This is a genomic window from Pantoea sp. C8B4, assembly GCF_051336905.1.
Classification (GTDB): domain Bacteria; phylum Pseudomonadota; class Gammaproteobacteria; order Enterobacterales; family Enterobacteriaceae; genus Pantoea; species Pantoea rwandensis_B.
The window spans coordinates 40,574-61,552 of record NZ_JBGMNK010000014.1; the positions used below are offsets into that span (position 1 = coordinate 40,574).

Below are 20,979 nucleotides of genomic sequence, written 5' to 3' on the forward strand. Positions count from 1 at the left end.
TATACTGTCAAAATAATTTTGACAATAATCCTTCATCAGCGGAGTCGATGATGATCAATATGCAGCGACTGGAAATGTTTGTTGCAGTGGTTGAGGCAGGAAGTTTTACCGGTGCCGCTCAGACGCTGGGGCTCACAAAAGCGGTGGTGAGCTTTAATATAAAACAGCTGGAACAGGAACTTGGCGTCTCTTTGCTGACAAGAAGCACACGTCGCGTTGCCGCGACGGACACCGGCGAGACGTTTTATCATCGCTGTCAGCACCTTCTGCAGGATGCAGAACGTGTGTTAGATGATGTTCGCAGCGATCACCTCGGACTCAGCGGATTGCTGCGTATCACCACCACGCCCGAATATGGCGCGCGCGTCGTCGTCCCCGCGCTGGCGGCATTTGCGGGTAAGCACCCGCAGTTGCGCATTCAGCATGTTTCCTCATCAAAAAATGATGATCTGATTGCCGGCCGTTTTGATGTGGCAATCCGCCTCGGTCAGTTGGCGGATTCTAATCACCACGCCCGCCTCATCGATCGGTTCGCGATTCTGCCCGTCGTGGCTCCCGAGTATCTCAACACTCAATCGATTGAGAATCTGGATCAACTCGCCGAAGCGAAATGGATTGGACACAGCCGCTTATCCACCCCCCTGAGCTGGCAGGTCACCACACCCGCGGGAGAATCGGTGCTTTTTAGCGCGCGCCACCCCGCAATGATCATGGCCGACAGTGCAGCATCGTTGCTGGCGTTTACACTAGCGGGAGCAGGCGTCGCGATATTACCCGCCTGGCTGGTGCAGGATGAATTGGCTCGGGGAGAGTTAATACAATTGCTGCCAGATCATCATTTTCCTCAACAGGGGATCTACGCGCTGTATCCGCATACCCGCCATCTGCCGGAGAAAGTGCGCGCATTTATTGATTTCCTGCACGCGTTTTCGAATAGCTGAGCCTCTGAAATTGCTGGAGCGGACGGCGAGAACGGCGCCTTAGCGCCGATTTCATACATCGGAAATGAGGCAGATCGCGCTGAAAAGTATTCAGTTTTGCGCTGAGTCTACCCTGAAGGTTTCAATTCGCTCTTCACGCAACAGCTGTTCGAAAGCCTCAGGCGGTGCAGCATCGGTGAAGAAGGCGTTTACAGAGCGGGCATGATTTACTGCAACAGCAGCCGACGCGGCAAACTTCGTGTGATCGGCAATCAATAAGGTCTGGCGGGCGTGTGACATCATAGTGCGCGCCACCGTCGCTTCATTGACATCAAACTCCAGTAGCGTGCCATCGCTATCAATAGCACCAATACTGGTGATCAGGTAATCGGCGCGAAAACCCTCGATAAAACTCACCGTATTAGGGCCGACAATGCCGCCGTTGTGCGGTCGCAGCGTCCCTCCCGGCACCATCACCTCAAGATCGGGATTCTTATACAGGATGTCGGCAACACGCAGGCTGTTAGTAATAATGCGCAGATCGCTCCGATAAACTAACGCTCTCGCCACCGCCTCAACGGTGGTACCAATGGTGATAAACACCGTACAGCGCTCGGGCAGGAAATCGGCGACGGCCTCAGCCATCAGTTGTTTTTCTCGAGTGAACGACTGCTCGCGCTGCTCAAACGCCACATTCATCACGCTGGAAACGCGACCAGCACCGCCGTGATGGCGCGTAATTAAGCCCTGCTCGCTCAGTTTACGAATATCCCGGCGTACCGTTTGAGTGGAGACATCCAGCAACTGCGCCAGCTCTTCAATATTCATATAGCCGCGTTCAGCAATCAGGCCGATTAGCTGGTCGTGGCGAGGATTACCCGTCATCTCTACTGCGCTCATTGTCCCTCCGATCGCCTTAATGGACAGTATTACTCATAGCGTGACAAAAACGCTGCGGTTTGCGCGCGGTCTGGAATGCCGTCGCGTCCGCCGGGTTGTGTGCACTTCAGTGCAGCTACGGCGCTGGCAAAACGGATGGCTTCACGCGTAGCCTGCCCTTCCGCTATAGCTAAAGCCAGCGCACCGTGGAACACGTCACCTGCACCTGTCGTGTCCACTACGTCAGTCTTAAAGGCAGAAATATGACATAAATGATCATCCTCACGCCACTTTATCCCATCACTACCCTGTGTCACATAAACCTGACCATCAGTGATGCGGGCAGCCATCGCTAACCCGGCATCAGCGTCGTGTGTTGCGGAGAAACGCGCCAGACCTGGCGAAGAAAATACGGCATGATCGCTCAACGCCACCAGCGAGGTAATATCCTGCGGCGTCACATCGCCATCCAGCAGTGTCGTGACACCTGCACGCTTCGCCAGCTCAAAAGCATAACGAGCCCCCTGCTGCCAACGCACATCTGCCAGCACCAAATCGTACTGCGAGAAGTCCACGGCCGTGAGCCAATCTGCATCGACGGGCAGGTCTTTGCTGGGATAATTGACGATCAGCCGCTCGCCATGAGCGTCGACCAGGATGGTGGAGTGGGTTGACTGTGCGTGTTCCACTTTGCGACATAGTGCGGTATTCACTCCCCAATGCGCGAGTTCCGCCAGCAGTGTTTCTCCAGCAGCATCATCACCAACACGTCCGATGAAGTCTACCTGTGCACCAAGTCGCGCAATGGTGACTGCCGCCGTTGCCGCGGGTCCACCACCACACTCCTGATAGCGTTGCGCTTCATATTTACCGCCTTCTTTTGGCAGATCCGGCAAGAAATAAAGACGATCCAGAACTGCAATGCCAACACAGGCTATTTTGAGCATTTATGTCACTCCATGGTTGATGTTGTCGCTTTATGGACATTCTAATCTCATAAATGATCAAAAAAGTGATCGCAGTCCCGTTTTGTCGCCTAAATTACAAATATGATCAAAAACAGACAGAAGATGTCATTTTATCATTCATGCCACACCAGGAGAATGTTATGTCCACCATCGGTTTCATTGGTCTGGGTCAGATGGGATATCCCATGGCCAGTAATCTGGTTAAGCACGGTCATACAGTGCGCGTTTTTGATCACTCTGAGAAGTCTATCCAGCAGTTGGCTGCGCTGGGTGCTGTAGCAGCAAGTAGCCCTGCTGATGCCGCCCGGGATGCAGAATTCGTGATTACCATGTTGCCCAATGGGGATGTGGTTCGCGAGGTCCTGCTGGGACAAAACGGCGTATGTGAACAACTATCCCGTGATGCGCTGGCGATCGATATGTCCACGATTCATCCGCTGCAATGTGATGCACTGATTGCCGAACTGGCACAACGCGGCTTCAGCATGATGGATGCGCCGGTTGGCCGCACCTCCGACAACGCAAAAGATGGCACCTTGCTGATTCTGGCCGGAGGCAGTAGCGACCAGGTGGCCAAAGCACGGGCAGTGCTGATGTGTATGGGCAATGAGTTGATTGAAGCAGGCGGTCCAGGCATGGGCATTCGCGTAAAACTGATCAACAACTATATGAGCATTGCACTCAACGCGCTTTCTGCAGAAGCGGCAGTGCTGTGTGAGTCGCTCGGTCTGAATCTTGATGTCGCCATAAAAGTGATGAGCGGAACCGCTGCCGGTAAAGGCCATTTCACGACGACCTGGCCTAACAAGGTACTGAAGGGCGATCTCTCGCCTGCCTTCATGGTGGATTTGGCGCTCAAAGATTTGCGCATTGCATTAGATGTCGCCCAGCAAACTCAGGTGCCACTTGAAATGGGTGCCAAAGCTGAAACCTATTACCGTGCAGCCAGTGAACAAGGCCGTGGTCGTCAGGACTGGAGTGCCCTGCTTTCACAACTTCGTCAGCTCGCTCATCGTCCCGATTCCCTTTAATCACTGACTATTTTGACAGGAGAGATCTATGTCCACCCCCACTGCGTTTACTTTAAAAGATATTGCTCGTCCTGGCGGCGGCTTCGCCATGCTGGCTGTTGATCAGCGTGAAGCCATGCGCCTGATGTTTGCTGCTGCAGGTCAGCCTGCTCCCATCGCCGATAGCGTGCTGACTGAATTCAAAGTCGCGGCGGCGCGTACCCTAACGCCCTATGCGTCTGCGGTATTAGTCGATAAGCAATTTTGCCTTGATGAAATCGTTAAACAACAGGCAGTGGCCAGCAACTGTGGTTTGATTGTCGCTGCTGATAACTTCCTGCCGGGTAATGGCATCCCGGTAGACAGCGTGGAGATCGATCGCAACATTGATCCACACCAGGTCCGTGCTTTGGGCGGACGTGCGCTGAAACTGCTGGTGCTATGGCGCGAAGATGAACCCGCAGAACAGCGGCTGGAAATGGTTTCAGAATTCAATCAGATCTGCCGAAGCGCCGGATTAGTCAGCATCATCGAACCCGTGGTTCGTCCACCACGCCGTGGCTGGCACTTTGACCGTGAAGCCGCCATTGTTCAGGCTGCTGCTGAGCTGGGCGACAGTGGCTCAGACCTGTACAAAGTCGAAATGCCGCTCGGCGGAAAAGGTGACAAGCAAGCGCTGCTGAGCGCCTGTCAGCGCCTTAACGATCAGATGAACATGCCTTGGGTCATCCTCTCCTCGGGCGTAGACGCCAACATCTTTGGACGCGCAGTGAGCGTGGCAATGCAAGCGGGTGCCTCCGGTTTTCTTGCCGGGCGCGCAGTGTGGGCTTCAGTGATCGGAGCGCAGGACGCCAACACCATGCTGCGTGATGTCTCCGTTCCGCGCCTGCAGCGCCTGGCTGAAATTGTTGATGAAGGTATCGCCCAACGCTGAAATACGCCCAGAAAAATGGAGAACAAGATGCAGATTACTCAGGTTCTTTTTTCCGACATCAACCAGGTGAAGACCGAAACGGTTGATCAAGCCTGGCGTGCGTTAGACCCAACCGAAGTGCGCATCGCCCCCGCATTCTTTGGTATTTGTGGTTCTGACCTGCACGTTTTACACGGCCATCATCCGTTTGCCAGACCGCCGTTGGTGCCGGGCCATGAAATTGCCGCACGCGTGCTGGAAGTGGGCAGCGCGGTCACCGGTATCCGTGCTGGTGACCATGTGGTAGTGGATCCGATTATGGCCTGCATGGCCTGCCGCGCCTGCAAAGCGGGTCAGTTTAACCATTGCGAACCGCCGCAGGTTGCTGGTTTTCGTGCACCAGGTTTTGCCCGTTCCCAGCATATTGTTCCCGCTCGCAACTGCCACGTCGCCCCAGCGTCAATACCACTGAAAGTGCTGGCCTTCGCTGAACCTGCTGCCTGCGCACGTCACTGTGTCAGCCGCATGCCCGCACGTTCACTTGAAGACGTGCTGGTTATTGGGGCAGGTACCATCGGGCTCTCAATCGTGCAGGCTTTACGCATCATGGGTGCGGGTGACGTCACCGTCGTCGAGCCCGATGCCGCCAAGCGTGCGTTAGCGGTAAGGCTAGGTGCAGCACGCGCTTTTGCGCCCGGCGAATTGCCGGAAAGCCTGCGTTTTAGTGGCGTCATTGATGTGGTTGCCGCTCAGCCCACGCTGAACGAAGCCTTCCAGCGCGTCTATGCCGGTGGCACCGTGATGTGCATGGGTGTTCCCGGTGGAGCACGTGAGATCCCGCTGCCCATGATGCAACGGTTCGAACGCGATCTGCTCAGCTCAGGAATGTATATTCCGGAAGATTTTGACGAAGTTATCGCCTGGTTGGCGGATGGTCGCTTCGATACTCGTGAGTTGATTAGCGACCTTTTCACGGTGAGCGAAGCGGATAAAGCTTTTGTCAGGGCGCAACAAAACGACTCCATCAAAGTCCTGCTGCAGTTTGCAGATGCCTGAATAAATGAATATCCACGGGGCACATGTGCCCCTTATTGATAACAATGAAAAAAGGATAGCGTGATGGCGCAGATAATTTCTCCTACCCCCTACACAATTAGTCGGCCTCAGGATGTCATCGACATCGTAAATGAAAATTCGGCCGTTCGTGCCAGCACCGGGATCATCTTTATTGCTCTGGGCGGTATCCTGATTGATGCCTATCAGGCTGCAATGGTGGGCTTTGGCAACAAATACATTGCGATGCAGTTTGGTATCTCCCCTGGACTGGCCGCGACCGTCAACGCTTCGGTGCTGCTTGCTGCGCTCATTGGCGGATTACTGGCGAATCGAGTCATTAACCGCTTTGGTCAGCGTAAAGCCTTTCTTATCGGGATGGCACTCTGCACACTGGGCGCCGCCTGCGTGGCCATCGCCCCTAACATCTGGTGGGTTCTGGTGTGTCGTATTGTCATGGGCTTTGGCCTTGGCATTGATTTTCCCCTCGCCACCAATGCGGTGGCAGAACTGCGCGGGTCGAAATCGAAGAAAACTGGCTCATCGGTAAACCTGTGGCAAATGGCATGGTATGTCTCGACGACGGTGGTCTATCTGGTGTTGCTGCCACTCCTGTTCTCGGGCGTGGACGAGGCGCAGCTTTGGCGCTATGGCATCTTTATTGGCGCGCTGTTTGCTGTGCTGATCATGGTGCTGCGTTATGTTTACATCGGTGAGTCAGCGATGTGGGCGGCTCGCGCCGGACGATACGACCAGGCCTGCAACATTCTCCTCAGTCGCTACAATGTGCACGCAAGCGTAGCGCCAACAACGCCTGTCCGCCCGGACGATGCACCTGACGTGAAAGTACAGGCCGGATATGGCGTGTTGTTCAATGCCCGTTATCGTCGCCGCACCCTTTTAGGTTGCATCGTTGCCACGATGCAGGCGTGGCAATATAACGCCGTAGGCGTTTACCTGCCGCTGACGCTGGCGGGGATTCTCAGCGGTGGCCTGAGTGGGGCATTAACCGGATCCGCGATTGTGAACGCAGCCTGCGGTGTAACCGGTGGATTAATTGGATCGCTGCTGCTGCAACGCTTTGGCACACGTCGACAGTCGATGTATGGCTTTGCCGCCGTTGCGCTGGCATTGCTGGCCCTCGGCGCACTGGCGACCACCAATCCATGGCTGTCACTCGGCCTGCTCGGCACTATTATTTTCTTCCACTCCGCCGGTCCTGGTGGGCTCGGGATGACTATCGCCACCCTCTCTTATCCTCCCAGCATTCGTCCGTCCGGTGTTGGCTTCGCCCGCGCCATTATGCGCACCGGCGCGATTGCTGGCCTGATATTCTGGCCAATGCTGTGGGGTGCATTGAAAACAGATGCGTTTTACTGGATGGCGCTGGTGCCCTTTATCGGCTTCCTCACCTGCCTGCTGATTAAATGGGAACCTCTGGGCGCCAACGTTGATGCCGAAGATGCTGATGTGTTGAACAGCGTCAAAAAATAATAATGACAGTGAGCGCCGGCTATACCGGCGCCTCGTTCTTGTACCCTGCTGTGGGTTTATCCCGCAGCTTGCTCACCATCTGGAGAGGAAGCGAAATGTCTGACTCTGCATCTCAAATCCAGCAAGGCCTGCACGGCAAGTCCATGCGCCGCGTGGTACTCGGCAGTTTCGCCGGCGCACTGCTTGAATGGTATGACTTCTTTATTTTTGGTACGGCTGCCGGGCTTATCTTTGCCCCTTTATTTTTCCCGGAAAGCTCACCCAGCGCAGGCATCATTGCGGCGTTCGCGACCTTCGGTGTGGGATTTTTCGCCCGCCCCTTAGGAGGACTGGTGTTTGGTCATTTCGGTGACAAAATTGGCCGTAAGGTGACGTTGATTTGGACGTTGGCGATTGTCGGTACCTCAACGTTCCTGATTGGATGTGTACCCGACTGGCACAGTATCGGCATTTGGGCCCCTATCCTGTTGATGGCACTGCGTCTGATTCAGGGCTTTGGGCTGGGCGGCGAATATGGCGGCGCGGCATTGATGACGATTGAGTCTGCCCCAAAGGCCAGACGGGGATTCTTTGGGTCACTGCCACAGGCAGCCGCCTCGGTCGGTCTGATGCTGGCGACCGGTGTGTTTGCACTTTGCACCCATTTGCTGACTCAGGAACAGTTCATGACCTGGGGCTGGCGTATCCCTTTCTGGCTGTCAGCTGTAATGTTAATCGTGGGTCTGTTTATACGCCTGCATACCGATGAGACCCTCGACTTCCAACGCCAGCAGTCAACTTCTCGCACAGAAAAAACACCCCTGCCGATCGTGACGCTGTTTCGGGAGCACCCACGAACTATTTGGCTGGCGTTCGGCGCTCGTCTGGCGGAAAGTGTCTCATCCAATGTCATAAACGCGTTCGGCATCGTGTATGTCTCAACACAGTTGCTGCTGTCGCGGGATGTGCCACTCACTGGCATGCTGTTCGCTTCCGCGCTCGGCATCCTGTTTTGTCCTCTTATGGGCTGGTTGTCGGATCGTATTGGGCAGCGGCGGGTGTACTTATTGGGTGCAGGTTTTTGCGTGCTTTACGCTTTCCCCTTCTTCATGCTTTTAAATACTCAGCATGCACTTATCATCACCATCAGCATGGTTCTGGGTTACAACCTTGGACCAACGACGATGTTTGCGGTTCAGCCAACGTTGTTTGCCAGCCTGTTCGGCACGCGCGTGCGCTACACCGGCTTATCCTTCGCCTATCAATTTTCATCAATTTTGGGGGGTATGAGCCCTTTTATAGCCGCAACCCTACTTTTAATGGGCGGGGGCAAACCCTGGCTGGTGGGGATCTTTATGATGGCGATTTCGCTGATTTCGTTCATTTGCGTCTGGAAGATTAAAGAAGCGGTGGCTTCTCAGGTAAGGCAGACAATCTGCGATCAAACCACCTCCGCGTTAAGGTAGCTGTCGATTGCGGCTGTGCATGCTTCGCGCAGCCGCAACCATAACCGCCGTCAAGGGATCAACAAAATCTTCGCCGCCGAAACCTGCTGCGACTCAAGGTCGGAGAAAGCCTGGGCGCCTTCACTGAGCGGTCGGACATCCACCCAATCCAGTTCCCCCAACGCGCCCTGCTCCAGCATTGTCAGAGTGAGACAAAAATCATCCATGGTGTAGGTATAGGTACCCAGCAACGTGATTTCACCCAGCGTAATTTTGCGCATATCGATCTCGCTGTCCCACGCTTGCAGGCCAATGTGCATCACTACTCCGCCAGGTTTCACCGCCTGAATCGCCATCTGGCGTGTTGCCGCCGCCCCTACAGCATCCACCACCAGCTGATAGCTCGATTCAACGATGCGGGTTTCCTTCGGATTGATACTGACGCAGCCGGTGTAGCGCTCAGCCGCCTCGGCGCGCAGCGCATTGGTTTCAGCCAAGGTGATGTGACGACAACCCCATGCTCGCAGCACTAATGCCGTCAACATACCTATCGCACCACCACCCATCACCAGCGCTCGCGTTTCTGCCAGCGGTTGCGTTAACGCCCGCTGGGTTAAACGCATGGCATGAACCACCGTGGCCGCCGGCTCAGTCAGCGCTGCATGCTGGATTGAAATACCGGCCGGTAACGGCACCACTGAACGGGCCGGGATCACCATATACTCAGCAAACGCGCCGGGCCAGTCCATGCCGACCATATGGCGGTCGCTGCACAAGTTGTCACGTCCCTGGCGGCAATATTCACATTCACCACAGGTAATCAGCGGATTAGCCGTCACGCGATCGCCCGGCTGAAAGCGCGGTGACTGGCTCTCGACAATTTCTCCCGCCAGCTCATGACCAAGCACCAATCCCGGTTGGCGGCGCGGGTCCTGGCCGTGAAAGGCATGCATATCGGAACCACAAATGCCCGCCGCGCCAATGCGGATCACCACCTGCTCTTGCCCTGCTGCCAGTTGCGGATAGGGGCGCTCTTCAATGGCCATCTGATAAGGACGGCTGTAGATCAACGTTTTCATAAGCCCTCACTTAATCAATACAGAATTTGTCACCGTCACCCGACCGGCACCGTGGGTTTGTCGCCACAGATAGAGCGCACAGGCCGCACTGGTCAGGCCGATAACCAAAACATACGCGCAGATGAGCCACGGACGACCACCGAGCATGTTAGAGAAGATCGTAGCCAGCACAGGTGTCAGACCACCGGCAAACACGCCGGAAATTTGATAGGCAAATGAGATACCGGTATAGCGCACCGAAGCATCAAAGCACTCTGAATAAACCGATGACAGTGTGCCAAACACGGCGGCATGGAAAATGCCAAACGGGATGACGATGGCGGCCCATACCAGCCAGATGTTATCGGGATGGTTATGCATCAACGCGAACGAAGGAAACGCCGACAGCGCGGAAAGCGTTGCCCCCATCGCAAAGATGCGCGCTCGTCCCCAGCGATCGGCCATGTAGCCCCAGAACGGAATAAAGAAGCTCATGACAAAGGCGCTGGCAAGTATCGCGACAATGGCCTGATCGCGCGGGATATTCAGGTTTTGCGTTAGATACGTCAGGGAAAACACGCCAAAAATGTTAAAGAACACCCCATCAATCAGTCGCATCCCCATACAGGTAAACACCAGTTTGGTGTTGTTGCGAAACAGCTCCACCAGCGGAAATCGTTTCGGTGCATGCTTACGTGCTTCCTGGGCTTTAAGGAAATCCTGGGTTTCTGCAACGTTTTTACGGATGTAGGTACCGATAATGACAAAGACGCCGCTCAGTAAAAACGGCACGCGCCAGCCCCAGGACATAAAGGCCTCATCGGGCAGCAAAAACGACGCCAGACCAATCGCACCGGACGCCAGCAGCAATCCCAGTGACATCCCAATCTGGGGAATGCTGGCAAAGAAAGCGCGATGTTTTTCCGGTGCCGATTCAAATGTCATCAGCACCGCGCCACCCCACTCGCCGCCTAATCCAATACCCTGAATTAATCGACAGAGAATGAGTAAGCACGGCGCCCACAGACCAATCTGGTGATAGCTGGGAATCAGCCCAATCACCACCGTCGCGCCCCCCATGATCACCAACGTCAGGATCAGCATCTTTTTTCGTCCCAGCGTATCGCCGAAATGTCCAAAAATGATGGCGCCCAATGGCCGGGTTAAAAAGCCAATGGCAAAGACACCATATGAGAGCAGCGTGGTAATAAAGGGATCGCCTTCGGGGAAGTAGAGTTTATTGAACACCATTCCCGCGACGGTGCCGTAAAGGAAAAAGTCATACCATTCAATCGTCGAACCAAACAGGCTCGACAGCGTGACGCGTCGGAGATTACCAGCAGCAGGTGTTTGCATGATGTATTCCTCTGCACATAAGTGTTGATTCAGATAGCGCTATAACCGCCATCCACCATCAATGTTTGCCCGGTGATATAGGCGCTGGCGTCACTGGCAAGCAGCAGCGTCGCGCCCTGTAAATCCTTCAAGTCGCCGTTACGCCCCAGACAGGTGCGCGCGGCATGCCGTTCACGAAGGGCGGGATCGGCAAAAACGGGACCCGTCAGTGCGGTGGGAAAGAAACCCGGACCGATGGCGTTACACGTGATGCCGTCACGGCCCCACCGCTGTGCGATCGCGCGGGTAAGCTGAACAATGCCCCCTTTGCCTGCGCCGTAGGGTGCGCTGTTATCGAAAGCGCGATGTGATTGCAGTGACGCGAGGTAGTGACTGGCAGCACCTTTTGTCCGGCCACAAGGCCTGATGGCAATGTCACCTCAAAATCCTGGAGGGATTCACGCTGTGCGCAGGCAAAGGTGTAAACCTGTTCAATGGCGTAATCGATATCCTTTCTGACTTCTGTCGGCACTTCGCGGATCTGCACGGCTATCTGCTCCGGTGTCAGGATGATGTCGCCTGTCCAGTTATCCAGTTTCTGAGCATATTTCCGCACGGCATCTTCGCCTTGAGCCTTAATGGTGGCGAGCATCTCCTCTACCACCTGTCGCGCTTCAGCCGTGTTCGATTCCGGCGATTTAGTGGCTTTCTTTAACCAGGTCACTGACATATGCATCTCCAGAGATAAATGATGAGGTAAATTCCTGTGTCATATACATGACTACGTTTATCTATAGTGAGCAGGTAAAAATAGTGCAAAAACGAAATGAACAAAAAGTGATCGCGATCGGCATCAATACACAGAACTCATAAGGCGATCACATTTTAACCACCCTCTTTTAAGCCTTATAAATTAAACCATTATCAATCATCACTTTAACTAATTAAGCCCTGAATGCCTTCCTACTCTTCTGCTTCCATCCCTGCATTCGTGAAGCTGCTCGCAAAAAATGTGTCAAAACAGAAATAAATTTTGCCATCTCAATTCATCTATCATATGTCATATATATGAGTTCATTTGTTGTGCAATAACCGGAGGCTGTGATGAGTATTGATTTCGTGGTTCACGATGATGGCGACTCGGTAGGAGTCGTAGTGGTGGAAGGGGTCGAAGCCGGTCAAACCTTGACTGGCTGGATAATGGACCAAAACAAAACCATTGAGTTTGCAGTAAAAGACGCCATTCCAATCGGCCATAAGCTGGCGATTCGCGATCTGGCGGTGAATGACACGGTGATCAAATACGGTGAAGACATTGGCCGTGTCGTGGCGGCAATCCAGCAGGGTGAACATCTGCACGTACACAACGTTAAAACCAAAAGGTGGTAATGATGGAAATCAAAGGACGTCAGTTTGCAGGCTATCGTCGTGAGAATGGCCGAGTGGGTATTCGTAATCACGTGATTGTGCTGCCGGTAGATGATATCTCCAACGCAGCAGCAGAAGCGGTGGCAAACAACATTAAAGGGACCATCGCGCTGCCCCATCCTTATGGTCGCTTGCAGTTTGGTGAAGATCTTGAACTGCACTTCCGCACCCTGATTGGTACCGGCTGTAACCCGAATGTGGCAGCGGTGATTGTGATTGGCATTGAGCCAGGCTGGACACAGCGCGTGGTTGACGGCATCAAAGCCACGGGTAAACCGGTAGCCGGTTTCTGGATTGAGCAGAATGGCGATCACAACACCATTTGCGCCGCTTCACGCAAAGCGCGTGAGTTTTCGCAATATGCGTCTGAACTGCAGCGAGAAACCTGCGATATCAGCGAGCTTTGGGTATCGACCAAATGCGGCGAGTCGGACACCACATCAGGATGTGGTGCTAATCCTTCGGTGGGCAACCTGTTTGACCGTCTGTACGAGAACGGCAATACCCTGGTATTTGGCGAAACGTCAGAGCTGACCGGCGGTGAACATCTTGTGGCTGCACGCTGCGCGAATGATGATGTGCGCCAGAAGTTCCAGTTCATGTTTGATCGCTATAGCGCGATGATTGACCGCTGGAAAACCAGCGATCTTTCGGAATCGCAGCCCACCAAAGGCAACATTGAGGGCGGGCTGACGACCATCGAAGAGAAAGCTTTGGGCAATATTCAGAAGATTGGCAAGAAGTGTCGGGTTGATGGTGTGCTTGATAAAGCGGAAACCCCAACGGGTCCCGGCTTGTGGTTCATGGACTCCTCGTCTGCTGCGGCTGAAATGGTTACGTTGTGCGCAGCGGCCGGTTATGTCGCCCACTTCTTCCCGACCGGCCAGGGCAACGTCATTGGTAACCCGATTTTGCCGGTCATTAAAGTGTGTGCGAATCCACGCACGGTGCGCACCATGTCAGAGCATATAGATGTGGATGTCTCTGCTGTACTGCGCCGCGAGATGAATATGGAGGGGGCCGGGGACGCGCTGCTCGAGTCGCTGTTGCGTACCGCCAACGGACGACTCACCGCCGCCGAGGCATTGGGCCATCGTGAGTTTGTCCTGACCCGTATCTTTGAGAGTGCGTAACATACCTGCCCGCCGCTTTGGGCGGGCGTCATCTCTTTACTCGCCTGCGGCGGCTTCCTGAGCGCCGGTTCGCAGCCGTCAGGCTTCGCGAGGACAACCCAATGCGAATGCTCAAGCACCTTTACGTCCAGGTTCTTATCGGCCTGGTCGCCGGAGTTGCTGTGGGGTACGCTTTCCCTGATTTTGCCGTTCAGATGAAACCCCTCGGCGATACCTTTATCCGTCTGATAAAGATGATCGTGACCTTAGTGATTTTCTGTACCGTGGCGATTGGTATTGCAAGGATGGAGAGCCTGAAGCAAGTTGGCAAAGTCGGCGGCAAGACGCTGATCTACTTTGAAGTGGTCACCACCCTGGCGCTGATTATTGGCATGGTGGTGGCGGATGTGATGAAACCCGGCGCGGGCATGAACGTTGATGCCAGCAAACTGGACGGCAGCGCCGTCAATCATTACGTCAACGTCAGTGAGCACAGCAAAGGCTTCCTTGAGCAGATCATTCCGGACTCGGTGATTGGCGCCTTTGCCCAGGGCAACTTATTACAGGTGCTGTTATTTTCCGTACTGTTCGGGGTTGCGCTTTCGCTGGTTTCGCAGCGCAGTGCCTTTATCACCAAAACCATAGAACAGTGTGGCGAAGTCCTGATGCGGATTGTCGAGCTCATCATGCGCCTGGCACCGCTGGGGGCCTTTGGTGCCATTGCCTTTACCGTGGGCAAATATGGCCTCACCTCCCTGCAACACCTTGGCATGCTGATTGTATGTCTCTATATCACCAGTTTTCTGTTTATTGGCGGCGTACTGGGTCTGATTTGCAAGCTGGTCGGCGTCAACCTGTGGCGGCTCATCCTCTATTTCCGTGAAGAGTTGTTAATTGTGTTAGGAACATCGACAACTGAATCGGTGCTGCCGCGCCTGATGGTGAAAATGGAGAAGCTGGGTTGCGATCGTGCGATTGTCGGGCTGGTGTTACCGACGGGTTACTCATTTAACCTTGACGGTGCTGCGATTTACCTCACTATGACCTCTCTGTTTATTGCTCAGGCCACCAATACCGACCTGACGCTATGGCAACAAATTGGCTTGCTGTTGATTTTGCTGCTCACCTCAAAAGGTGGTGCAGGCGTCGCAGGCGCGGCACTGATTGCCTTAACCGCCACACTGGCAACGCATAACATTATTCCACTGGCCGGTATCACGCTGGTGCTGGGCATTGATCGCATTCTCAATGAGATGCGCGCCGTCACCAATATGATCGGTAACGTGGTGGCGACACTGGTCATTGCCCGTTGGGAAAAGAAACTCGATCTGGCACAGTTGCATGAACAACTCCGTCAGGGCCCCGGTGTCATCACCCTGCCAGAGCAGCAAAACCCTGACACGCCGCTGACAGTCACACAGGAAGAGAGGAGTCCATCACAATGAGCCACATGACGCTGGCGGTAGAAGAACTCAACATTATTGCTCAACAGGCATTGCGTAAATCCGGTGTTAGCGTCGCATCAGCGGCAGATACCTGTGCCGCCTTGATGGCCGCAGAACAAGCAGGTATTGCCTCGCACGGTTTCGCCAGGCTGCCGTTTTATCTCGACCAGTTGGATAGCGGCAAACTCAAGCCAGGGGCACAACCTGAGGTGGCTGCGCATGGCAATGTCGTGAACGTAGATGCCGATTCCGGTCTGGCGTTTCCTGCGGTACAGCGAGGTCTGGATCGCGGGATCGCCTTAGCGCAGCAAAGCGGCATTGTGGCGGTGGCGATCAGCCGCTCACACCACTTCGGCATGGCAGGCTATTACGCTGAACAGGCTGCACGTCAGGGCTTAGTTTGTCTCGCGCTCAGCAACGGACCGGCTGCGATGGCACCCTGGGGCGGCAATATCCCCCTGTTTGGCACCAACCCTATCGCTTTTGCTTCACCCCGTGAGAACCAGCCTCCGCTGGTGATTGACCTATCACTCTCTGAAGTCGCACGCGGTAAGATTATGCTGGCAAGCCAGAAGCAAGAGGCGATCCCGTTGGGCTGGGCGCTGGACAGGGATGGGAACTCGACTCAGGATGCCGACGCCGCGCTAGCAGGTAGCATGGCACCCGCGGGCGGAGCAAAAGGAGCAGCACTGGCATTAATGGTGGAGCTGCTGACGGCTGGACTGACGGGCAGCAATTATGGTTTTCAGGCCAGTTCGTTTTTCAATACCGAAGGAGGACCGCCACATATTGCACAGTTGCTGCTATTGCTGAATCCCGCGTTTTTCTCTCCCGGATATGTTCAGCACAGCGAGCAGTTATTCGCGGCTATGCTGCAGCAACCCGGTGTGCGCTTGCCTGGAGAACGCCGTCAGGCGGTGACGCAGCAAAACAGCAAGCAGATTTCATTGCCTGCGGCCTTGCTGGAACAGTTACGGATCAGAGCTGGTTAAAATAGGCGTGATGGCGCGTCATCACCGTGGATACCCGATATTCTACTGCTTTATCCTGGAAATCCCGTGCAATGCGGTAAATGCGCAGCAGCGCTTCCCCCTCTTCCGCCTCCAGATGCAGGACTTCATCCGGTCCTGCATTTACCGCTTTGATTTGCTCATGCGCATTGGCAACGGTACAGGCGTATTTCTGCTGGTACAGTTGATAAAGCGTATTCGGCAGGATGTCAGGCTCACGATCCATCCCGGAAAAACGTGCTGCATCAATATAGACGTGTTCGAGTATGGCGGGAGCGCCATCCAGATCACGCACGCGCCAGATGTGGATGACCTTGCTGCCTGGCACAATATCCAGCGCCAGCGCTTCTTCTTCTGATGCGGTGCGCAGATGGCGTGCCAGAACGCGTGACAGCGGTAATGAACGCTCACCGTTGTCGCGCAGAATATTAAAGAAACGGAACAGCGCGCTATCCGAATCGTGAGCGGCCACCACCGTTCCCTTGCCTTGATAACGAATAACCACGTTACTGCTGACCAGCTCATTCAACGCTTTGCGTAAAGTGCCAATACTGACGTTATAGGTTTCTGCCAGGCTCGCTTCACTGGGGATATAAGTGCCTGCGGGCCACTCACCAGAAGCGATTCGCTCCAGTAGTAGCTGGCTGATTTGCAAATAGAGGGGCTGAAAAATCGCAGACTTCACATCCGGTGACGCCGGTAATTCAGAATTCATGATTCACTCCTACAACATACATACGCGAAAATCATATTTATTTTACTATGACATATAGAGGAGTGTAGAACAGAAAAATCCCCACCAATACTCAATTTTGATGAGTTTTGTGAGGGATATCCAGTTTGCAACAAGGCTTAAACTCGGTAGCGGTATACTGGAGGGAATATTCTAAATGTCACATTGTATTGATTCATAGATTATTTTTTCATTTCCCTCGCTTGCCGTCGCGAATACAAAGAAATATTAACCGCCACTCCCCATGCTTCGCTCATCTATAGTGGGAAAATCATGACACCATTACTCATCACACTGGAATACCCTAGTCCTATAGAGGATGAGAGTGAGAACTTAATGTTAATAAGGCATTGCAGTTAAGCAATGCCCTAATCGGGTTTGTAGGCCACGATAGCTCGAAAACACTAAGAATTCTGGCCTTGAGGTGACAGTTTGCGCAAGCAGACCACACTAAAGGCCGACAACGTCATACTTTCATTAGCGGCAGCTACCTCGCCAAGAGAGAAATCCTCTATCCACTGTGAAGGCATGGCTTCAATACCCTGTTCTGCCGCACTGAGGTTGGCAATCAGGTGATAGCCTGGCTCCCCGGTGAACACCAATTGAACGATATTAGGATTGTCTAATCGTTCAAGGGTGAACGATTTACCCTGCTGGGCTGCCAGGAACTGAACCAGCTGCCATGCAGGATATTCGGTTACCGTGCCAGCGAAGATATCGCCCAATCCCAGGCTGCCAAACAGCCCCGCCGGACACCAATGGGTAATGTCCGCCCCACGCAACTGAGACAGATAACCTACCAGCCAACTGGCAAAAAAACGCCCACGCTGTCGGGGATCGCTGCGCGTCATGGTCATACGGATATTGTCGGGATTCTCGTAAACATCAGCACCATAGGGATTGCCGCGCATGCTGATCATTGAGGGACCTAAATGGTAGGTTTTCTCGCCACCAATGATCTCTCGCGTTGAGCGCGTGATGTAGGGCAATGACTCCAGTGTTTGCATCACCGCGCGGTCTGCTGCGTCATGCACAATCGGGCTGGTGGCATGGGTAACAAAATCCAGTAAGGCAACCGGCGGGCGTTTGCGATTAAGTTCAGTGAAGTAACTGATCATGCCGCCCCCTAATGTCATACCCGGGAAGATTTTTCGCGCCTCCGTAAAGATCGCTTCCAGCGGTGGACACCAGGGCCAGACGCTGCCTGGCGGCGTGGATTTTAGGTCTGTCGACGGTGAAATGATGATGCAGTCTGGCTGCAGTGACACCCTTTGTAGCTGGTCAGCCAGTTGCCTCAAATGCCCACTGAAATCCTCGGTTTTATCGATCGGTAATACGTATTCGAAATGCAGGGGACGTACCGCAGATTGCGCGAGGATATTGACCAGCGGCTGAAGCGAAGAATACCCATCACTATGCGGATCACAATGATAAATAACATATCCTGGGTCTAGTCTCTGGAGAGACGCTATCACAACCTCAGGCTTCAACAGCATTTCAGGTGTCAGCAGGATGCCCAGTGCTGGCATCTGCATCGTCGATGGCATGGCGATCAGTGTATCGCTTGCAATTACCGGGTTCCGGGATGGGGAGGCGGCTAATCGGACCGACTGGTTTTGTGGTTGGGTCACATCCACCGAGTAAGGCCACGGCTTCTCCAGCGGCCGGGAGTAGACTTTATAGGAACCGTCCATCCAGGCGCGCTGATCTTCCATTTCAAAGATGTCGCCAGCATATTCCGTTGCAACTTCAATGCCTGCCGCATGCTGGTACGTCAGCCGTTGAATGTCTTTAAACGGCTGCCAGGGTTCAATCAACACCGGGAAGGCTCCGTTTTCAATGCGGCCATCGCTATGTCTGACGCTAACCGGGGAACCCACCACTCCGTCCAGAGGATAGAGCACGGTAAAACCACAGCGCGCAGTAGAAAACTGACAATTACCCTGTAACTCAGCCTGAATACTCAGGCCTTCGTTACCGAGATGCAGGTTTCGCGTTAACGTTACCCGCTGACTCTCACTTAACTGGCACGTATTAATGATTTTGATCGCTACGCCCGAAGCATCACGATCAATCTCGATATCCATGAGTGTCAGTTCATGCGTTCCCCAATTTTCGTCACGCAGGATATAGCCGATTGAGCGGATGATCTCATTGCCATGGAAGCGAACCGCTTTCACATCGCCGCCAGTCAATTCTAATGACCAGTCACGCCATTCAATCGTTTCAGGCGTCACCAGTGGCTGGTCTGTTCCATAGCATTCCAGAAGTGGGTTCATCTTCACCCCGCCTGACGATCAAATTCTGCATCGATATCCTGACCGGCTTTGATCTCTTTCAAGAACAGCGTCGCCCACATCCCCAGCGAGCCGATGACGGCAACAATGACCCAGGTTGCTGAAGCATTATTGAAGGAGCTGGCGAGCGTCCATAACAAACTGCCCAGCACAAAGCCCAGTACCATCATCGATGAGAGGAAACCAATTGCAGTGCCGCGAACACGTGTCGGGAAGCTTTCGCTCTGGTAAACATATCCTGCCGAGGCCCAGATACCATTGGTGACCTGGAAGATTAAGAAATAGACCGCCACCACTAACCAGAAATTGTTACTCAGTAGCAAAATGACACTCAGTGGGGCTACGGAGAGAGCGGCATAGGTAATCACCTTCTTGCGACCAAATTTCTCGCCGAGCCAGCCTCCAAGGATGTAGAAGAAGAAGCCGATAAATCCACAATAGAGCATCAACTCACTCGCTTGATGGCCAGTGAATCCTTTACGCTGCGTCAGCCACCACGTGATGTAGAAATTGCTGGCAACATAACTGATGCCATAAGAGATCCAGCACACTGACATGGTGAGAATCCGCTTTTTAAGCAGCGGCGAGGCGAGAATTTCTCTGACAGGATTACTCTCAGTGCTTCCCGAGGTTTTTTCATGCTCAAAACGCGCAGATTCTTTAATGAAAACACGTCCAAGAATCACCACCGCGATGGGAATGGTGCCAAGCAAAAATACAACGCGCCAGCCCAGGTCACCAAAGGCCATATACACGCCGGAGGCAAAAAACACCCCCAGTGGCCAGCCACCCTGTACGATGGAATACAGCAAGCCGCGATTTTTTGCCGGGAGCTGTTCATTGACCAGGGTAATAGAAACGGCTAACTCTGAATAGGCCAGGCCGGAGGCTAATGCGCGAACGAGTACTAATTGCCAGAAATTTTCAACAAAATAGGTCGCTCCCGTAAATAATGCTGTTCCGCATAAACAGATCATCCACAGTACCTTGCGCCCGACCTTATCCATGCTGTAGCCAACAATCAGCGTAATGATGAATTGCGCACCGTAGACGAAGAAGCCCAATATTCCCAACATCTGCTCAGATATTTGCAACTCTTTGGACATCTCAGGCAATGCTAAAACCAATAGATTCACATCATAGGAGGCGAGCGACCAGCCGATACAAGCAATAAAGATCAGATAAATCGTGTAGTAACGTGCTGATAGGGGTGTTTTCTTAGCTAATTCCAGGTCCATAAACGTATCCCGTGTCAAAACATGTCAGATGTTGATTTTTTTGTATATATTCAGATAGTTATAGGAAGTTCAAAATCAAACCCACTATGAACAAATAATCACCTTGCGAACAAATGATATGATCTGATTCATCGTCATGTTAGAAAGAATCGATAAATACGGGATATTGATCACTAAATTTGGCTAATTTTTTAAAAAATAGCATAACTTATGTTTAGACAGTGAACATATGTTTGAAAATAATCAAAACCATGAACACAAGTACATGCAAAAATACGAATATATGAGGCTTTTCGTTGCCATCGGTGACAATACCAAGATGGTATTAGATCCATTTTCAATATTAGGATGCGATGTTTATTAAACTCCATTCGCTATGGATTTGTTTTTTAATGGGAGGAATCCTGACTTATATTTCTTATAATCCTCCGTAATCAACACCCTTGAATAATATAAGATCGAATACTAAACAGTCAGTTACGGCCTTAAGAACATAATAGTCGCCAGCCTGGTCGCATAACCGAAGACTTTGATTGCGAATTGAAAAAAGGGATCATGTTTGACTTAAGCTCGACTCTGTCGCTAATAATCGTATATCAGGCATAAATTCCCGGTATAACTTATTACTGACCAGACCCGCCCCTGGATTATCGACAGGAATC

The 20,979-nt window shown here is 53.1% G+C and carries 17 protein-coding genes and 2 pseudogenes; 10 read left to right on the forward strand and 9 right to left on the reverse strand.

Going from position 1 to position 20,979, the window contains the following annotated elements:
- The first annotated feature begins 50 nt into the window (after positions 1-50).
- Positions 51-941 carry a LysR family transcriptional regulator gene (locus tag ACCW76_RS16480; protein WP_436339318.1) on the forward strand — a complete coding sequence of 297 codons (891 nt, stop codon included), beginning with the start codon at positions 51-53 and terminating at the stop codon, positions 939-941.
- A 90-nt stretch (positions 942-1,031) separates the two neighbouring features.
- Here the strand turns inward: ACCW76_RS16480 and ACCW76_RS16485 are convergent, their stop codons facing one another.
- Both ACCW76_RS16485 and ACCW76_RS16490 read right to left on the reverse strand, forming a co-directional pair.
- The gene (locus ACCW76_RS16485) at positions 1,032-1,820 is read right to left on the reverse strand and encodes a DeoR/GlpR family DNA-binding transcription regulator (RefSeq protein WP_436339249.1); all 789 of its coding nucleotides are present in this window, start codon (positions 1,818-1,820) and stop codon (positions 1,032-1,034) included.
- 29 nt (positions 1,821-1,849) lie between these two features.
- Positions 1,850-2,746, reverse strand: a complete 897-nt coding sequence (locus ACCW76_RS16490) for a sugar kinase (RefSeq protein ID WP_436339250.1) — start codon at positions 2,744-2,746, stop codon at positions 1,850-1,852.
- 53 nt (positions 2,747-2,799) lie between these two features.
- Between ACCW76_RS16490 and yihU the strand changes: the two genes are divergently transcribed.
- The 5 genes from yihU to ACCW76_RS16515 all read left to right on the forward strand — a co-directional run bounded on the left by yihU (position 2,800) and on the right by ACCW76_RS16515 (position 8,682).
- Positions 2,800-3,798, forward strand: a complete 999-nt coding sequence (yihU, locus tag ACCW76_RS16495) for a sulfolactaldehyde 3-reductase (protein WP_436339251.1) — start codon at positions 2,800-2,802, stop codon at positions 3,796-3,798.
- Between the two features lie 28 nt (positions 3,799-3,826).
- Positions 3,827-4,711, forward strand: a complete 885-nt coding sequence (locus ACCW76_RS16500) for an aldolase (RefSeq protein WP_436339253.1) — start codon at positions 3,827-3,829, stop codon at positions 4,709-4,711.
- Between the two features lie 27 nt (positions 4,712-4,738).
- Positions 4,739-5,746 carry a zinc-dependent alcohol dehydrogenase gene (locus ACCW76_RS16505; protein ID WP_436339254.1) on the forward strand — a complete coding sequence of 336 codons (1,008 nt, stop codon included), beginning with the start codon at positions 4,739-4,741 and terminating at the stop codon, positions 5,744-5,746.
- 63 nt (positions 5,747-5,809) lie between these two features.
- On the forward strand, positions 5,810-7,237 hold the full coding sequence (locus ACCW76_RS16510; RefSeq protein WP_436339255.1) for an MFS transporter: 1,428 nt from the start codon (positions 5,810-5,812) through the stop codon (positions 7,235-7,237).
- A gap of 95 nt (positions 7,238-7,332) precedes the next feature.
- Positions 7,333-8,682 carry an MFS transporter gene (locus ACCW76_RS16515; protein ID WP_436339257.1) on the forward strand — a complete coding sequence of 450 codons (1,350 nt, stop codon included), beginning with the start codon at positions 7,333-7,335 and terminating at the stop codon, positions 8,680-8,682.
- Positions 8,683-8,732: 50 nt separating this feature from the next.
- Here the strand turns inward: ACCW76_RS16515 and ACCW76_RS16520 are convergent, their stop codons facing one another.
- From ACCW76_RS16520 to ACCW76_RS16535, 4 genes and pseudogenes are all read right to left on the reverse strand, one after another.
- Positions 8,733-9,740 carry an alcohol dehydrogenase catalytic domain-containing protein gene (locus ACCW76_RS16520; protein WP_436339259.1) on the reverse strand — a complete coding sequence of 336 codons (1,008 nt, stop codon included), beginning with the start codon at positions 9,738-9,740 and terminating at the stop codon, positions 8,733-8,735.
- A gap of 6 nt (positions 9,741-9,746) precedes the next feature.
- Positions 9,747-11,075 (reverse strand): MFS transporter, encoded by a 1,329-nt coding sequence (locus ACCW76_RS16525; protein ID WP_436339261.1) that lies wholly within the window; start codon positions 11,073-11,075, stop codon positions 9,747-9,749.
- A 29-nt stretch (positions 11,076-11,104) separates the two neighbouring features.
- A pseudogene (locus ACCW76_RS16530) lies at positions 11,105-11,440 on the reverse strand (SDR family oxidoreductase); the annotation flags it as partial.
- 14 nt (positions 11,441-11,454) lie between these two features.
- A pseudogene (locus ACCW76_RS16535) lies at positions 11,455-11,790 on the reverse strand (histidinol dehydrogenase); the annotation flags it as partial.
- A gap of 368 nt (positions 11,791-12,158) precedes the next feature.
- Between ACCW76_RS16535 and ACCW76_RS16540 the strand changes: the two are divergent.
- The 4 genes from ACCW76_RS16540 (at position 12,159) to ACCW76_RS16555 (ending at position 16,031) form a co-directional block, all read left to right on the forward strand.
- On the forward strand, positions 12,159-12,443 hold the full coding sequence (locus ACCW76_RS16540; RefSeq protein WP_436339263.1) for a UxaA family hydrolase: 285 nt from the start codon (positions 12,159-12,161) through the stop codon (positions 12,441-12,443).
- 2 nt (positions 12,444-12,445) lie between these two features.
- Positions 12,446-13,615: a UxaA family hydrolase gene (locus ACCW76_RS16545; protein ID WP_436339320.1), complete on the forward strand. Its 1,170-nt coding sequence runs from the start codon at positions 12,446-12,448 to the stop codon at positions 13,613-13,615.
- 101 nt (positions 13,616-13,716) lie between these two features.
- A complete protein-coding gene (gene dctA, locus ACCW76_RS16550) occupies positions 13,717-15,039 on the forward strand; it encodes a C4-dicarboxylate transporter DctA (protein ID WP_436339265.1) in 1,323 nt (440 codons plus the stop codon).
- Positions 15,036-16,031 (forward strand): Ldh family oxidoreductase, encoded by a 996-nt coding sequence (locus ACCW76_RS16555; RefSeq protein WP_436339267.1) that lies wholly within the window; start codon positions 15,036-15,038, stop codon positions 16,029-16,031. The genes dctA and ACCW76_RS16555 overlap by 4 nt, the downstream gene beginning before the upstream one ends.
- Here the strand turns inward: ACCW76_RS16555 and ACCW76_RS16560 are convergent.
- The 3 genes from ACCW76_RS16560 to ACCW76_RS16570 all read right to left on the reverse strand — a co-directional run bounded on the left by ACCW76_RS16560 (position 16,018) and on the right by ACCW76_RS16570 (position 20,317).
- Positions 16,018-16,764, reverse strand: a complete 747-nt coding sequence (locus ACCW76_RS16560; protein ID WP_436339268.1) for a GntR family transcriptional regulator — start codon at positions 16,762-16,764, stop codon at positions 16,018-16,020. The genes ACCW76_RS16555 and ACCW76_RS16560 overlap by 14 nt on opposite strands.
- Positions 16,765-17,186: 422 nt before the next feature.
- Positions 17,187-19,061, reverse strand: coding sequence for a hypothetical protein (locus ACCW76_RS16565; protein ID WP_436339269.1), 1,875 nt, complete (start codon positions 19,059-19,061; stop codon positions 17,187-17,189).
- 2 nt (positions 19,062-19,063) lie between these two features.
- Positions 19,064-20,317, reverse strand: coding sequence for an MFS transporter (locus ACCW76_RS16570; RefSeq protein WP_436339270.1), 1,254 nt, complete (start codon positions 20,315-20,317; stop codon positions 19,064-19,066).
- Between the last annotated feature and the right edge of the window lie 662 nt (positions 20,318-20,979).

Excerpts from the sequence above, each read along its gene's own strand:
- ACCW76_RS16510 (WP_436339255.1), top strand. The coding sequence starts at position 5,810 with ATGGCGCAGATAATTTCTCCTACCCCCTACACAATTAGTCGGCCTCAG.
- ACCW76_RS16560 (WP_436339268.1), bottom strand. The coding sequence starts at position 16,764 with ATGAATTCTGAATTACCGGCGTCACCGGATGTGAAGTCTGCGATTTTT.
- ACCW76_RS16515 (WP_436339257.1), top strand. The coding sequence starts at position 7,333 with ATGTCTGACTCTGCATCTCAAATCCAGCAAGGCCTGCACGGCAAGTCC.
- ACCW76_RS16480 (WP_436339318.1), top strand. The coding sequence starts at position 51 with ATGATCAATATGCAGCGACTGGAAATGTTTGTTGCAGTGGTTGAGGCA.
- ACCW76_RS16490 (WP_436339250.1), bottom strand. The coding sequence starts at position 2,746 with ATGCTCAAAATAGCCTGTGTTGGCATTGCAGTTCTGGATCGTCTTTAT.
- ACCW76_RS16545 (WP_436339320.1), top strand. The coding sequence starts at position 12,446 with ATGGAAATCAAAGGACGTCAGTTTGCAGGCTATCGTCGTGAGAATGGC.
- dctA (WP_436339265.1), top strand. The coding sequence starts at position 13,717 with ATGCGAATGCTCAAGCACCTTTACGTCCAGGTTCTTATCGGCCTGGTC.
- ACCW76_RS16525 (WP_436339261.1), bottom strand. The coding sequence starts at position 11,075 with ATGCAAACACCTGCTGCTGGTAATCTCCGACGCGTCACGCTGTCGAGC.
- ACCW76_RS16500 (WP_436339253.1), top strand. The coding sequence starts at position 3,827 with ATGTCCACCCCCACTGCGTTTACTTTAAAAGATATTGCTCGTCCTGGC.
- ACCW76_RS16570 (WP_436339270.1), bottom strand. The coding sequence starts at position 20,317 with ATGGACCTGGAATTAGCTAAGAAAACACCCCTATCAGCACGTTACTAC.
- ACCW76_RS16520 (WP_436339259.1), bottom strand. The coding sequence starts at position 9,740 with ATGAAAACGTTGATCTACAGCCGTCCTTATCAGATGGCCATTGAAGAG.
- ACCW76_RS16555 (WP_436339267.1), top strand. The coding sequence starts at position 15,036 with ATGAGCCACATGACGCTGGCGGTAGAAGAACTCAACATTATTGCTCAA.
- ACCW76_RS16565 (WP_436339269.1), bottom strand. The coding sequence starts at position 19,061 with ATGAACCCACTTCTGGAATGCTATGGAACAGACCAGCCACTGGTGACG.
- yihU (WP_436339251.1), top strand. The coding sequence starts at position 2,800 with ATGATCAAAAAAGTGATCGCAGTCCCGTTTTGTCGCCTAAATTACAAA.
- ACCW76_RS16485 (WP_436339249.1), bottom strand. The coding sequence starts at position 1,820 with ATGAGCGCAGTAGAGATGACGGGTAATCCTCGCCACGACCAGCTAATC.
- ACCW76_RS16540 (WP_436339263.1), top strand. The coding sequence starts at position 12,159 with ATGAGTATTGATTTCGTGGTTCACGATGATGGCGACTCGGTAGGAGTC.
- ACCW76_RS16505 (WP_436339254.1), top strand. The coding sequence starts at position 4,739 with ATGCAGATTACTCAGGTTCTTTTTTCCGACATCAACCAGGTGAAGACC.